Below are 15,480 nucleotides of genomic sequence, written 5' to 3'. Positions count from 1 at the left end.
AGATTATGAAAAAAGTTATTTTAAGTATCACCATAATCTCTATTTTGTCGGGTTTTGCTTTGACATCTTGTGAAGATGCATTCGGTGATTTTCTTGACAAACAGCCCAGTAACGAGTTGACTGAAGAACAGGTATTTTCAAACTGGACCAATACCCGTTACTATTACCATGACATATATAATTTTTTAAGAAATGGGCGTGGACGAATTAATAATTCTTGGATGGACGCAACTACCGATTTGGCTACAACCAGCTACTCGTGGGGTGGTGCACGGTCCAGTTTTAATATAGGTAATTATTATGCAGGAAGTGGAGCCCCAGAATTAATTAGCACCTGGGAACATTATTACAGAGCAATCAGAAAATGTAATACTCTGCTTGAACGAATTGAAAGTGTTCCAATGACAGATGATCAAACTGTCGCTCAACGTTTAGCACAAGTTCGAAGGATGAAGGCTGAGGCACGTACCTTAAGAGCATATTTTTATTGGGAATTGGCCTTGCGTTACGGTGCTGTTCCAATTATCACTGAACGGCTTGACCCAAAGGATGAGTCTATTAACGACATCCCTCGACCAAGTTCTGTAAGTGCTAATTTTCAATTCATTCTAAATGAATTAGAAGCAAGTCGTGACAGCCTTGACAATGAAATGACTATGTCTGCGGAGAACTACGGAAGATTTACTCAGGGTGCAAATCTGGCTTTACAGAGTAGGATAAAGCTTTATTTAGCCAGTCCAAGGTTTGCTAACTTGAATCTCGTATCCTGGGAAGAGGCTGCTGAAGCTGCCGAGAAATTTATAGAACTATTTGGGAATGGTACATATTATCGTTTACATACACATGCCGACCCTGTTACAGCATATATGCAGGCCATCACTACACGGAAACAGGATTTAAATCCTGAAGTAATTTTCTGGAGGAATGATGGACAAAGTGACTGGTTGCGAAGTGAATCTCCTGTTGGTTTTGGAGGAGATGGTGGATTATCCCCATCTCAAAATTTGGTTGACATGTATGATATGGCCAACGGTTATTCTCCATTTTTAAGTTATGACGCAACTGGAGCGCCTGTTTATAATAACGGAGCCCCATCTATCAACGAAGCTTCCGGGTATTCAGATGACGATCCTTACACAGGAAGAGATGCAAGGTTCTATGCCACTGTTCTTCATCATGGAGCCATGTGGTGGAATCGTCCGATTGATGTATCAGAAGGAGGCGCAGATAATCCAAGAGGTAGCTCTACGGCCTCACCAACAGGTTATTATAATAGGAAATACATGGACGATTCACGTACACACCCCATAACAGGTGGAACCATGTGGAGAAACTGGATTTTTATCAGATATGCAGAGATTCTTTTAAATTATGCAGAAGCGATGAATGAAGCCTATGGACCAGTTGATGAGGTGTTCGATGCTCTGCAACAGGTGAGGGATAGAGCCGGGTTGACTGCTGATTTGAGGGATCGTTCGGATTTGAATGACCAGGAAAGTATGCGGAATTTTATAAGGAAAGAGAGAACAGTTGAACTGGCTTTTGAGGATCATCGCGCATGGGATGTTCGTCGTTGGAATGTTGCAGTGGAGGCTCTTGCCCGTCCTATTTACGGAATGACCATACAAGTAGTGGGTGAAGAATTGCACTTTTCTAGAAGGGTTGCTCAGGAGAGAGTTTTTGAACCGAGAATGTATCTCTATCCTATTCCTGAAGCAGAAATATGGAAGACTGGAATGGAGAATAATCCTGGTTGGTAACAGGCTTTTAATTGATTATAAAACTTAGAATTTATGTTTAAAACCATATATGCCAAATTAGTTGCAGGATTGGACAAGGTCCTAATCTGTGGCATCTTTATAATTTCGGCTCATACATTGGTCGCCCAGGACGGAGGGAGGTCTTTACAGGGGAGAGTTGTAGATGTTGATAACAATCCTGTACAGGGAGCTATTGTTAATGTTTCCGAAGCTACTCGTATCGAAATGACCAATAGTGAAGGTCTATTTGAATTATCTAATGTAAATCCGTTGGATGAAATATATGTTTCATTGGCAGGTTATAAAGAAGCAATTGTTCGAGCTGATTTTTCGGGTGATTTTGTGATTGTCTTAGAGCTGGATACAGATATTTATCACAGAACTATTGCGTTGCCGTTCCACAGACAACAGAAAAGATTTGTGGTTAACTCAACATCAACTGTATCTGGTGAGGAATTGGAAAAGCATCCCGTTACGGTGCTTCAGAATGCGTTTGTTGGAAGTTTAACAGGTATTGCAACTTATGAAGCAAACTCCGAACCGGGTTGGTCAGAAACCCAAATGTTTATTCGGGGACTGCGTACTATGAACGGTGCAGCCAGAGCTCCGTTGATCATTGTGGACAATGTGGAGCGGGATATCTCTTTCCTGGATGCATATCCTATAGAATCTGTTACCCTATTGAAGGATGCTGCAGCAACAGCAATTTATGGTATGCGAGGTGCCAACGGTGTCGTTTTTGTTACAACAAAAAGGGGTGAGGCCGGGCGTACTCGAATTAATGTTAATCAGGAAGTTGGGTTTCAAACCTTGTCAGGACTTCCTGAATTGCAAAACTCATATAACTATGCTCTTACTGTAAATCAGGCAAGGTATCTTGATGGTAATTCTCCTTTATATTCTGATCAGGATATTCAGCATTACTACGAGGCTGTTACAGGAACTCTGGATCCTTCTTTGCGTTATCGTTATGTGAACACAAATTGGCACAGAGAAATGATGCGCGATGCTGCCCCTCAGTACAGGACAAATATCAATGCCAGTGGAGGAAATGAAAATGCCAGGTATTTTGTCTCTTTCTCATATATCCGTCAGGAAGGATTGTATGACACTAAGTGGACAGAATGGAACGATGGATATTCAACCCAACATCAGCTTGATAGGTATAACTTGCGTTCAAATATAGACATTGATGTAACTAGGGGGCTAAATGTATCATTGGACTTAGGTGGTAGAATTGATATCATTAATCAACCACTTGCCGATACTTGGTCTATTTTTACCTGGGGTGGTGCAGAGAATTTGCCAATCTATCCGGTTTTTGCACCCAATGGAGAATTTTTTCTTCCTACTGATAATGATATGAAAAATGGACCTGCTAGAATTGCCATGTCTGGGATAGATTATAACAGGAGGAGAAATTTGTACTCAAACGTCACTGCGACTGGAGATCTTGGATTCATTACACAAGGACTCTCTATAAGAGGTATCGCAGGTTTTGATGCTTACAATACCTTCCAATATACGCAAAGTCAGAATTTTGACGGCTTTTTTTACGATTGGAATTCAGGCGTAGCTGACGATCCCGCATCATTTACTTATACCCGACGTAGAACTGCAGCTCCTTTGTCTAACCCGAATCCAATTGCACGGGCAATGTCGTATAACATTAACCTCATTGGTTCTTTGAATTATGATAGGTTGTTTAATGATGTACACAACGTCAGCGGCCAGGTAATGATGCGAACTTATCAGAATGTGGTTACAGGATACGTATCTTCATATAGATACCTAACCTATGCAGGTCTGTTTAATTATATCTACGACAATCGGTATGTAGCACAATTCAACGCCGCCTATATGGGTAGTGATAACTATGCAAAAGGAGATAGATACGGATTTTTCCCCGGTTTTAGTGCCGGTTGGGTTATGTCTGAAGAGAGTTGGTTGCAAACGGATGCTGTAGATTTGCTAAAATTAAGGGCGTCTATTGGACGTTCAGGACAGTCTAATCAAGGGTTAAGACGCTATCCGTTTCAGGGTGAATACATCGAGGGAGGTGGTTACAATTTCGGAACTTCTCAGGCCTATTTTCAAGGAACATACGAATCTGCTGCGGGAAATGCCAATATTAAATGGGAGTATTCTGATATGGTAAATGTTGGTGTTGACTTTGATATATGGGGACGGGGTCTTTATGGTAACTTGGATGCTTTTAAAGAGTGGCGCTCTGATATTTTGGTTGCTCGATCAACTATTCCGGATATGTATGGAGTTGCAGTTCCACTCGACTCATACGGAAAAGCTGAAACCATTGGAACTGAAATCACCTTAGGGCATAGAGGAAATGTTGGCAGCTTTAACTACTTTGTAGAGGGAATGTTTACCTGGAATCGAAGTAAGATTGTTGATATGGACGAGATTGAAAGAGTCTTCGATTATCAGCAGTTAACAGGGCAACCCATTGGGCGAAGATTGCTGCTAATCAAAGATCAATGGGCGTCAGATCCTAATTTAATTGCAACCTCTCATCAGGATGCCATTGATAATCCCGAAAAATATCCTTTTCAGGGAACTATGAATCTTGGAAATGCTGTTTTTGTTGATACAAATGGAGACAGAATCATAGATGACTATGATATGATACCTTATGGATATACCAATATCCCGGAGATAATACCTGCAGGACGTTTTGGCTTTTCATGGAAAGGATTTGATGCACGGGTATTAATCACTGCATATCTAAACAGAACAGTTGAGACTCGTGAAAACATGGACTTTGGTTTTGGATGGGGTGGAGCTACAACTCATGAAGTAACCAAAACATGGGGATACTTCAATGACGATCCTACAGACCCACGTAATATCAATGCCAAATATCCGAGACTTTCAATGAGCTTTAGCGATAATGACAGAAATTATCCAAGAAACCAATCTACCATTTGGCATCAAAATGGAAACTTTGTTTCTCTTCGAAATGTTGAGATCGGCTACTCTTTGCCTCAATCTTTGCTGGCAAGCGTGAACATTCGCAGTTGTCGTGTTTATTTCAGCGGGTATAATCTTTATAACTGGAGCCATTTTGAAAACGGGTTTGATCCTGAAAACCCAACCAACTATATATGGCAATACCCAAAAACCAAATCATTCTCATTTGGTGTAAATATTGGTTTTTAATTGTTTAAATATTAAGATTATGAGGATATTTAAAAAAGTATGGATGTTTGCCTTGGCAGTTTTGCTTATCCCTGGATTTTCAGCCTGTGATGATTTTCTTGACAAGGAATATGATGCGTCGCTATCTGAAGAGAAAGTGTTTGGCAACGAAAGGTTAACACGTCAGTTTTTGACAAATATATACACAAACCTCCCTGATGGGATTGGAATTTTTGGTGATTTCCAGTTTCAATCTGCATCAAGGGATGCCATGACTGATAATGCCACCACATGGTGGGGACTACATTGGTATAATATGGTGAACAACGATAGCTATACAGCTACCAATCATCCAATGCTAGGATTTTGGAATACCAATTTCTCAGGAATTAGAAAGGCCAATCAATTCTTGAAAAATATTGATCCAAATGTTATTCAGAATCAACCATTAGCGGGAGACGATAACAACTTATATGATCGCTACCGTGCCGAAGCGATTCTATTGCGTGCTATGTTCCACTTTGAACTTGTTGCATATTTTGGAGATGCTCCAATTCTTGAGGATATAGTGTTAGATATGGATAATCAGGAGCAGATGAATATGGTGCGTCAACCTGCGGCTGAAGTGCTGAAATGGGTTGCAGAGCAATGTGATCTGGTTAAGGATCTGCTACCATTCAGATACAGTTCAAGCGGGAACTGGGGTCGAGTAAGTGGCGCTACCGCTTATGCTTTGAAGTCGAGGGCTCTTTTATACCGAGCCAGTAATCTTCATAATCCAAACGGCATGACTGCTTGGTGGCAGGAAGCAGCTGATGCAGCTAAAGCGTTTATTGATAAAAATGCACAACAGAGTAATCCTTTTGCTTTATATAACAGTTACGAACGCATGTTCTATGAGGCTCCATATCTTAACGATGAGATTATACTCAGTAGATCTATTTGGAATACCAATGCAATTGAAACCCAAGTTTTACCTCCTGGTTTTCCCGGAATGAACGGTAAAACGAATCCCTCTCAAAATTTTGTTGATGCATTTGAGATGGCAAACGGACGTTTTATTTGGGAGGACGAATCAGGATACGATCCAAACAATCCTTATGTTGACAGAGACCCCCGCTTCTATGCTACTGTGCTTTATCATGGAGCCATGTGGGGCCGTGAGGACCTTGGACAGAGAAGAGCCATCGATGTTCATATGAACAATGCCAACGAAAAGGGAATTGATTATGAAGGTTCTAATGGCGGAACTCTCACAGGTTATTACATGCGTAAATTTGTTAATCCAAATGTTGATTTTGAGAATCTTGGCGTGTTTCCTCATGCATGGATTATATACCGATATGCTGAAATTCTTTTAAATTATGCTGAAGCTCTTAATGAAGCACAGGGGCCGGTTAGTGATGTTCATTGGGCCATCAACCAAGTGAGAGCAAGAGTGGATATGCCTGAGTTGCCCTCTGGCCTTAGTCAGGAGGACATGCGTAAACGCATTCGAAATGAAAGAAGAGTTGAGCTTTGTTTTGAAGATCACCGTTTCTTTGATCTGCGCAGGTGGAGAGCTTATGATGGTAGAACATACGAAAGTGAACTTGCACAATACGAGGTCGATGGGCGTTTTGATAATAAACTTCTTGTAATAGGAGGTGTAAATGTCAGAAGGGCAGGGGCCATTACCCGTTACAATAGAATGGTGGTTTCCGAGAGAGGAGGAAGAAGAGTTTTTAATGTTCCAAAAAACTACCTTTTCCCGGTTCCTTATAACGAAACTATTAAGTCTCCCAATTTGGGCCAAAACCCCGGTTGGTCAATTGAAGAATAGTGCTTTTATAATGTGTGATTGAAAATAGAAGGGTGTATTATTCCAATACACCCTTCTATTAATCATTGCTTTTCTCAGATAATCCTCCTTATATATCTTTTTGTCCACTAACTGTTTCTTAATTGAGCCATATATTTGACAGTAGAATTTCAGTTCAGGGTGCATTAGATCAATTATTTAATATCAACGACAACAGATTGTTTAGTTTATGGTGTTATGCTTTGTAAGAAGGATAGATGTTTAATTCATAACGATGAATCGTAATTATTTTTTCCTGGTATTTAATACACTTTATTGAGGGTGAATAACTAATGAAAAACCGAGTTGCACTGCTCAAAGAAAAGTTTTTATGTGATTAAAAATCACATAAGTGACAAATATTATCCAATGCGAAAATGATGATTTTCTAATAGAAACCCGGAGTCTTTATCCGGCTTGAATTTTTTTGTTTTAACTTAAAATTTAAAAATTATGAAAAAAATGTACACAATGCTTTTTGCTTTGATGGTAATGGTTGGGGTGAATGCTCAGAATGTTATCTATTCTAACGATTTCGAAGATGGTGCAGGTGATGCCACTATTGTAGGTAGTGGTGAAATTATTGATTCTGAAAATCCTGCTTTTGGACACGTTTTCCATAATGCCGCAGGTGGCCAGGCAGTGAGAACTAATTATCTCTTGTTGCCAGATGATGTCTTTGCCAATTTACAGGCTGCTGAAACAAGCGAACTTACAATCTCTTTTTGGGTGAATGAGGGTACTGCGACAGATTATCGGTTTACGCCACTTTTTTCTGCATACGGAGCAGCTCCTGATCCAGCTAATACATGGCCAATGTTTGTTCTTCAAACTCGCTTATTTGCACAAGTAAATAATGCTGGATGGTCAGATTTTACAAACGAGCAAAATGATGCAGGAACAAATTTCGAATCAGAAGAGTGGCTTAATGATGGTGAGTGGCATTTTTATGCAGCCACAATTACTCCTACATCAGCAGCTATATATGTAGATGGGGAGCTTAAAAATTCATGGACATTGTCAGGAGATGACAATGGCGGGTCGGCAGGTGGATTATTTACAAATGGAGCAGATTTGACTTATATTGCATTAGGAGGTAATCAAGCATGGGATTGGAATGATGTTGATGCAGCATTTATGTTTGATGATTTGGTTATATATTCAGATGTTCTTTCCGTGGAACAGATGAATGCTATCATGGAGGCTAAATTAAGTGTAAACAGTCTTGTAGGCTCAATTGGAGATAGTAATGGCGACGTGATCTCTAAAACATATTTCAACATAGCCGGTGCTAACGTTGGGTCAGATTTCGACGCTTTGGTGCCCGGAGTTTATATTAAGAGAGTAGTTTACAGCAATGGTGTAAATGAAAGCACCAAAGTAATTAAAACCAGACGATAGTCTGTTTTATTCCATACAAAAAAGAGTTGCCACGTTTTGGCAACTCTTTTTTTGTGGTTCTATTATTTATTTTTATTCTACTCCAAATGTCATAATCGTTGTTGTTTCATAAACTTCTCCCGGACGTAAAATGGTGTTTGGAAAATGATCATGATTGGGAGAGTCTGGAAAATGCTGAGTTTCGAGACATAATGCCGAATATTTTTCAAACACAAAATCTCCGCTGCTTAAAGTTCCATCCAGAAAATTACCTGAATAAAACTGAATTGCAGGCTCTGAAGTGAATATTTCCATGGTTCTTCCCGACTTAGGTTCTTTTAATTTTGCTGCAAAATTTAACCCTGCGCCATCGTGAGGAGCAAGAACAAAATTATGGTCGTAACCCCCGGGTACATTATTTATCCTGGCACCAATGTACTGAGAATATAAAAAGTCAAAAGGTGTGTTTGTAACATCAAGAATCTCACCTGTAGGGATTAGGTGTTCATTTACCGGCGTGTAATGAGGAGCATTTAAAGTAAGTTGATGATCCAAAATGGTACCTTTCCCTGCAAGATTGTAGTAGGCATGGTTTGTTAAGTTAATGGGAGTTGCTTTATCAGTTTCTGCACGATAGTCAATTCTTAAATTGTTGCCATCCAAAGTGTAAATTACCTCCACGCTTAAATTTCCGGGGTAGCCTTCTTCACCATCAGGGCTAAGATAGGTAAGTCTTAATGCGGGTTTTTCACTGCTAAGTAATGGCTCTGCATTCCATAGCACTTTGTCAAACCCTACATCTCCTCCATGAAGGTGATTTGGTCCATCATTGGTTGCAAGTTGGAAAGTTTCTCCGTCAAGCGTAAAAACTCCATTGGCTATTCGGTTCCCAAAGCGTCCAATTATTGCACCAAAGTAAGGGGTTCCTTCAAGGTACGGCTCAAAGCTGTCAAATCCTAAGGTGATGTTGGTAAATTCTCCCGATTTATCAGGTGTTTTAATGGATGTGATGGTTCCCCCATAGGTCATGATTTTTACTTCAATCCCTGTGGTACTTGTTATGGTGTAAAGTTCTACAACTTCACCTGTAGGCATTGTTCCAAATTCCTCCACGGTCATGTTGTCTGAGAGTTTTTTGATCCCGTCTCCACAGGACATGAGCATCGTTCCAACCAGAATAAACGATACAATGATGTTAAATTTGAGATTCCGTTTCACGATCAATGTTTGTTTTAGTTATTATTCAAGAAAATTAGTCGTCAATTTTTTTTCCCCATATTCCGGATCCATCGGGCAAGATGCCAGAGAATAATAACGCAGGTTTTTGATTTTCCCAATCCCATCCATAAAAAATGGCACAAAAGCTGTCGTCGAGATGCAGAACATCGCCATCAAAACTCCATTGAGATGCAAGACGATGATTTATTGCTCCGTTCCTACCGAATTGTACTATTTCCGATACGTTAAAGGCTTCATCTTTGTAAGTCCATCCTCCCGGAGGAATTTGCCCTTGCCAAAGTTCAACCTGATCGGGAAGATCATTTAGATGTATTATCTCCCATTTTCCGACCAAATCCTTACTTCTTATGCTGATATCGGGAAACTCTCCTGCATATCTTTGTGGAGAAAATACCGGCCATCCATCGGGTAACCATTTTATTTCCCTCACATGCATTATCATCATAAGGTTTTCAGGTGCAAGCCGACCCTGGTGCAAAACAAAGAATCGACCGTTGTCGTTCAATATTGCATTATGTCCATTGCCTGACCAACCCGGATGATTTCTAAATCTGTAAGAATGCGTTAAAATAGGAAAATTATTAGTAGTATCAGCCATATTGTTTCCAAAATAATCATAAAAAGGGCCTTCAGGTGAATCGGATCGCCCAACTCTAATGTTGTAATAAGTAAATAATGGTTCATATGAAACAAACAGATAATACTGGTCAAGTTCCGCATTATAGGTGATTTCAGGTGCTTCGATTATTCTTGTTTTGTGCTCACCTCTTGTTGCTACTAAATGTCCTAGGTCTCCTTCTCTCTTTGTGAATCCTGTTTTTGGGTCAAGTTCAACACAGTATAAACCACCAAAATAGCTGCCATAGTGCATCCACATGCGTCCGTTTTTTTTGTCTGTTATAACAGAGGCATCAATGGCGTTCATTGGATCTTCAGGGCTTGTTTTAATAACAATTCCCAAATCGGCCCACGGCCCTTCCGGCGACAAGGCCGTAGCAAGCCCTATTATCGACGTGTTGGCGCCAAAGCTGGATACTGAATAGTATAATCTGTAGGTGTTTTCATACTTATATACAAATGGCGCCCACATGTTATCGGCACCATTCCCGCCGGTTAAATTGTGTATGTGCTCAACTGCCGCAGATGGAATGGTGTCAAGCGCCCATCCCAAGAACTCCCAATTTACCAGATCTTTTGATCTTCTTATGGGGATATTTCCGATGTTTTTCCCGATATCGTTAAATTCAATTCCTCTTTTGTGGTAGTATGCATCGGTGGAGTATACATAGTAGTATTCTCCACTCTTAATGATTGCCGGATCATGAACGTTTGCAGCTCCCCATAAATCTCTATTTGATAGTGGAGTAATGTTTGAGTAATCATCCTTATAAGGATTTTCACTGATTGAGATTGAATCGGATAAATTACAGGCATAAGCCATAAGCGCTAGTATTATATAGCTTAAACTTTTAATAATGATTTGTTTCATGTTCGTTAGATTATAATCAATTTAATGCTTAATTTTAATACTACGGGTGGAGGCATTAGTATAAATGTGGTTACTTCAAAAGTATCCAGATTGTAATTTGAATGAGAGGATTGTTAGTTAAAAAAGGGGGATTATTGGATATTTGTATTTACTGGTATGGAAAAATTTCCTCCTTTTTTTAAATTTTATATAGTTTTAGGATCTTAAATGTTTTGTATTTGAAACAACAATTCCACACATAGTTATTTTGTATCTCAAAATAATTGTCGATGGAAATCTATTGATATGTTGACATGATGACGGGTATTAGAATTCTATTGATCTTTTTCTGTATTGCTCTCACGAGCAATACATCTGCGAGTGGAGAGCTTAATTACCACTACAGATATCTCACTATTAACGATGGCTTGCCTCAAAACACAGTCTATTCTATTTTGAAGGATCAGTTTGGCTTTATGTGGTTTGCAACTGGCAATGGTCTCAGTCGTTATGATGGCCATAACTTCGTAAATTATTGGAAGCCCGATCTGCCTTCCAACCTGATTCATGCTCTTGCCGAATGCGCGAACAACCGCATCTGGATTGGAACCTCTCAGGGATTATCATATTACGATCATAAAAATGAGGAGTTTGGAGAGTTCTCCCTTAGCCATGATTTTAGGACTCTTAATGTATTATCTCTTTTCATCGACAAGCTGGGGCGTATTTGGGTGGGTACTTCCAACCAAGGGCTGTACATGATTGAAGTTAATGATGAAGGAGATTATGTGCAACAGCACTGGAATAGTCAAAATAGTGTTTTGGCAGGCAACCAAGTTACCTGTTTTGCTTTATATAATGATGAATTACTCATAGGAACCAATGCCGGAATATATGTTTATAATGAGTATTCAAATTCATTAGATGAATTTGAATACTCGTCACCCGGATCTTCCTTAATTTTATCAATGTATGAAACTTTTAATGGGGATATCTGGATCGGGACATTTAATGGTGTATGGGTTTACAATCCTGAAACCGGACTGGATGTTTGGTATGCATTTAACCCTTCTGATATTGGGGGATTGAGCCACAGCAGAGTTAATCATATCATCCAGGACAAAAATGGTGTTATCTATATATCAACCCTTGGAGGGGTTGATATATTTCAACCTGAAACCAACACCTTTACTTCATTGCCTTACAAAACCCCGGCTGACTTTTCTCTTAATAGCATATTTATTAATTTGATTTATATTGATGATCAGGGAAACATTTGGATTGGAACCGAAAAAGGCGGAGTAAATCAGATCAGTTTATATCAAAAGCCCTTTAATCATCTCTTGCATAAGGAAACGAATCCAAACAGTTTATCAGAAAGTACGGTAAATTCTATTCAGGTATATGCAGACGTAGTCTGGATAGGTACTGCAGGAGGTGGACTCAATAAATTCTTCCGAAATGAAAACAGGTTTGAACATTATCGGTTTGATGCCAATAATGAAGCATCGATTCCTAGCGATTATGTTACATCTATTTTAAGAACACCTGATGGTGACTTATGGGTTGGAACTTGGGGGGGAGGTATTGCAAAGAGATTGTCCGATGGAAACTTTCAAAGGTATATTCCTGTTGTTCCAGATCCGGAAACAGGTTATGAAAATGTTTTTGTATCATCCCTTTTATATGATGACAGAGGATATTTGTTTATTGGAACAGAAGGCGGGCTTTCTATTCTGGATCTGAAAACAGAACAGTTTCTGGTTATTAATGAAAATCATAATGCGTTGGCTCACATCAGGGAAATTGGCGACCTTCTGCTTGATAGCAGTGATCAAATATGGGTCGCCACTCGTGTGGGGCTATATCGATTTCCGGCTGATAAAATAGACTTTGCTTACGATGCACTTTTCCCGGAAAGAAACCTGACCATATACAGACAAAATGCCACAACAATTGCCAATGGTGAGCTACCTGGAAATTATGTTACAACTGTTTTTGAAGATAGGGATGCAAACATATGGATTGGGACCCATGGAGATGGTCTGGTTAAGTTTGAAAAATTTGTGGGTGGGGATTTTAAATCAAGGGTATATACGGTTAATGATGGATTAAGCAATAATGTGATATACTCCATTGAACAAGATAAGGCAGGTTTTATCTGGGTAAGCACCGATTATGGGTTGTCCAGATTGTGTCTCGACTCTGATGAAATAGATCATTTCTTAACCGATGATGGTTTGTTGAGTAATCAGTTCTATTGGACGGCATCAAATATGAGTTCAGATGGAGAACTGTTTTTTGGAAGCATAAGCGGAGTTAATTATTTTTATCCATGCGGATTCCCGGAATATCTGTTCGAGCCAGAGGTTGCCATTACATCTTTTAGGGTTTTCAATAAAATACTAAATGTTGGAGATAGGCGAAATGGGAGGACAGTATTAAATCAAACACTGTCAAAAACAACCGAGATTTCTCTTTCTTACAAAGACAATATTTTTTCAATTGAGTTTTCCGCACTGGATTTTCTAAATCCCAGAAAAGTAAAATATGCTTATCAGCTTGAAAATGTTGATCGAGATTGGGTGGAGGTTTCATCAGATCAAAGAGTTGCTACATACTCAAACCTGAAGGGGGGGAGGTATCTTTTCAGAGTTAGGACCACCAATAGCGAAGGAGAATGGAGTAGCCACGAAAGACAACTACTCATTATTGTGCGCCCTCCTTTTTGGCAAACAACCTGGTTCCTGCTACTCATGGTTTTGTGCGTTATAATTGGTGTCTCATTTTATATGAAACATCATACCCGGCGACTTCTGCTTGAAAAAACAAAATTAGAAACTATGGTAAAGGAGCGAACAGCTCAAATTGAGGAACAAAATAGTTTCATGAAGGCTCAGGCTGAAGAGTTGAAAGAAGTAAACACAACACTTCAAAAGCGAAAGGAACTGATAGAGGGACAAAAAAAAGAATTGGAAGAAAAAAATGTTGAAATTGTTAATCAGCGCGACAGGCTTATTGCCCTCAATAAGGAGATTGAAGAGGTCAATCAATCCAGGCTACGCTTTTTTACCAATATCTCCCATGAGTTTAGAACGCCTTTAACATTGATCATATCTCCTATTGAGAGGTTGTTAAAAGAGATTCATCTACCCGGTATCGCGAATGATCTGTTGCAGTCGGTTCAACGCAATGCTCGCCGGCTTAATCTGTTGATTGATCAGTTGTTGATGTTTCGCAGAATTGAGACAGGCAATTTACGTGTACGTATTGTAAATGAAAATGTTGAGACATTCGTAAAAGAGGTTTTTCATGCATTCGAAAATCTTGCCAATCAACGAGAAATTAATTTTGAACTGAGGTTCAAATTACAAAACCCCGTTTGTTGGTTCGACCCTGAAAAAGTTGAAAATATTCTGTATAACTTGTTGTCAAACGCCTTTAAATATACTCCTCACAAAGGGAAGATTGAATTAATTGTGGCCGAAGAAACTGTAATGAAAGGCGATAAATCATTCAATTCTCTATCCATTGAAGTGAATGACACAGGAAAGGGCATTGGTGAAAACGAAATTGAGAAAATTTTTAATCGGTTTTACCGAGGAGAAAATGATGCCAGAACCAAAGGTTCCGGCATTGGCTTGTCACTGACTAAAGAATTGGTTGAAGCTCTCAATGGCTCAATTATGGTGACCAGGAATGGAAAATCTGGAAGCCGGTTTATAGTTACTTTGCCTATTGAAAAGGAAGACTTCCCTGGAGCTGAAGTGAATGAAATTCCTGTTTTTGACATGATTGATCTCAATAACAGAGTTCAGGTGATTTATGATAGCATCAGTGAGAAGGAACCATTTAATTACGAACTTAGCGAAGTTGATAACGATGAGGAGACCGTATTAGTAGTGGAGGACAATAATGAATTGGCACTCTTTATAGCCAATGCACTTAGCAGCAATTATCGGGTAATTCTTGCTGCCAATGGGAAAATTGGGTACGAACTAGCCAGGAAGCACTCTCCCGACTTGGTCATCAGTGATGTGATGATGCCCGAAATGGATGGAATAGAGATGTGTCGGCAGATAAAGAACAATCTATATACCAGTCATATTCCTGTTATAATGCTCTCTGCTAAAGCTTTGCTTGAAGATCAGCTTCAAGGAATTCAAACCGGTGCCGACGATTATGTTTCCAAACCTTTTAACCTCGATATATTAAAAGCTAAAGTTTCAAATGTCATTGAGTCAAGGCGCCGCTTAAGATCAAAATTTGCAAACAGTAACGAAATAAATATCGATAAAAAAGAGACTGAAACATTAGACGATAAGTTTTTGGCACGTGCCTATGAAGTAATGGAAGAAGCGTATTCAAATCCTGAGTTCAGCGTTGAAATGTTTGCAGATCAGATGTTTGTAAGCCGTTCGTTGCTGTATAAAAAATTAAAAGCATTGGTGGATTTCTCCCCCAATGACTTTATAACTGTATTCCGATTAAAAAAATCTCTTCCTATGTTACTCTCAAAAGAGTTGTCGATTAACGAAGTGGCTTATAGCATAGGGTTTAATGATCCCAAGTATTTTAGTAGGGTGTTTAAAAAATTCTATAAAAAATCGCCCAGCGAATATGTAGGATAGGAGATA

7 protein-coding genes are annotated in these 15,480 nt (G+C 39.3%); 5 read left to right on the top strand and 2 right to left on the bottom strand.

Features of this window, described 5'->3' with window-relative positions:
- The first annotated feature begins 5 nt into the window (after positions 1 to 5).
- The 4 genes from EV194_RS01270 to EV194_RS01255 all read left to right on the top strand — a co-directional run bounded on the left by EV194_RS01270 (position 6) and on the right by EV194_RS01255 (position 8,157).
- Entirely contained in the window at positions 6 to 1,760 is a 1,755-nt protein-coding gene (locus tag EV194_RS01270) for a RagB/SusD family nutrient uptake outer membrane protein (protein ID WP_132431286.1), read from the top strand.
- 33 nt (positions 1,761 to 1,793) lie between these two features.
- Complete coding sequence (locus tag EV194_RS01265) at positions 1,794 to 4,937, top strand: SusC/RagA family TonB-linked outer membrane protein (protein ID WP_132431284.1); 3,144 nt, start codon at positions 1,794 to 1,796, stop codon at positions 4,935 to 4,937.
- A 19-nt stretch (positions 4,938 to 4,956) separates the two neighbouring features.
- The gene (locus EV194_RS01260; RefSeq protein WP_132431282.1) at positions 4,957 to 6,738 is read left to right on the top strand and encodes a RagB/SusD family nutrient uptake outer membrane protein; all 1,782 of its coding nucleotides are present in this window, start codon (positions 4,957 to 4,959) and stop codon (positions 6,736 to 6,738) included.
- 471 nt (positions 6,739 to 7,209) lie between these two features.
- Positions 7,210 to 8,157: a LamG-like jellyroll fold domain-containing protein gene (locus EV194_RS01255; RefSeq protein WP_132431280.1), complete on the top strand. Its 948-nt coding sequence runs from the start codon at positions 7,210 to 7,212 to the stop codon at positions 8,155 to 8,157.
- 72 nt (positions 8,158 to 8,229) lie between these two features.
- On the opposite strand, the gene EV194_RS01250 is transcribed toward EV194_RS01255, so the two are convergent.
- Positions 8,230 to 9,354 carry an aldose epimerase family protein gene (locus tag EV194_RS01250; protein ID WP_243699294.1) on the bottom strand — a complete coding sequence of 375 codons (1,125 nt, stop codon included), beginning with the start codon at positions 9,352 to 9,354 and terminating at the stop codon, positions 8,230 to 8,232.
- A gap of 34 nt (positions 9,355 to 9,388) precedes the next feature.
- Positions 9,389 to 10,864 carry an arabinan endo-1,5-alpha-L-arabinosidase gene (locus EV194_RS01245; RefSeq protein ID WP_132431278.1) on the bottom strand — a complete coding sequence of 492 codons (1,476 nt, stop codon included), beginning with the start codon at positions 10,862 to 10,864 and terminating at the stop codon, positions 9,389 to 9,391.
- A gap of 293 nt (positions 10,865 to 11,157) precedes the next feature.
- Here EV194_RS01245 and EV194_RS01240 point away from each other — a divergent pair, with 293 nt between their 5' ends.
- Complete coding sequence (locus EV194_RS01240; RefSeq protein WP_132431276.1) at positions 11,158 to 15,474, top strand: hybrid sensor histidine kinase/response regulator transcription factor; 4,317 nt, start codon at positions 11,158 to 11,160, stop codon at positions 15,472 to 15,474.
- Positions 15,475 to 15,480: the final 6 nt, after the last annotated feature.

It is taken from the genome of Natronoflexus pectinivorans (assembly GCF_004345615.1).
GTDB classification, from domain to species: Bacteria; Bacteroidota; Bacteroidia; order Bacteroidales; family Marinilabiliaceae; genus Natronoflexus; species Natronoflexus pectinivorans.
The sequence above is the reverse complement of the archived record's forward strand: the minus strand, read 5'-3'. Positions and strand labels throughout refer to the sequence as shown.

Coding starts and splice junctions, on each gene's coding strand:
- EV194_RS01240 (WP_132431276.1), top strand. CDS start 11,158: ATGATGACGGGTATTAGAATTCTATTGATCTTTTTCTGTATTGCTCTC.
- EV194_RS01265 (WP_132431284.1), top strand. CDS start 1,794: ATGTTTAAAACCATATATGCCAAATTAGTTGCAGGATTGGACAAGGTC.
- EV194_RS01255 (WP_132431280.1), top strand. CDS start 7,210: ATGAAAAAAATGTACACAATGCTTTTTGCTTTGATGGTAATGGTTGGG.
- EV194_RS01260 (WP_132431282.1), top strand. CDS start 4,957: ATGAGGATATTTAAAAAAGTATGGATGTTTGCCTTGGCAGTTTTGCTT.
- EV194_RS01245 (WP_132431278.1), bottom strand. CDS start 10,864: ATGAAACAAATCATTATTAAAAGTTTAAGCTATATAATACTAGCGCTT.
- EV194_RS01270 (WP_132431286.1), top strand. CDS start 6: ATGAAAAAAGTTATTTTAAGTATCACCATAATCTCTATTTTGTCGGGT.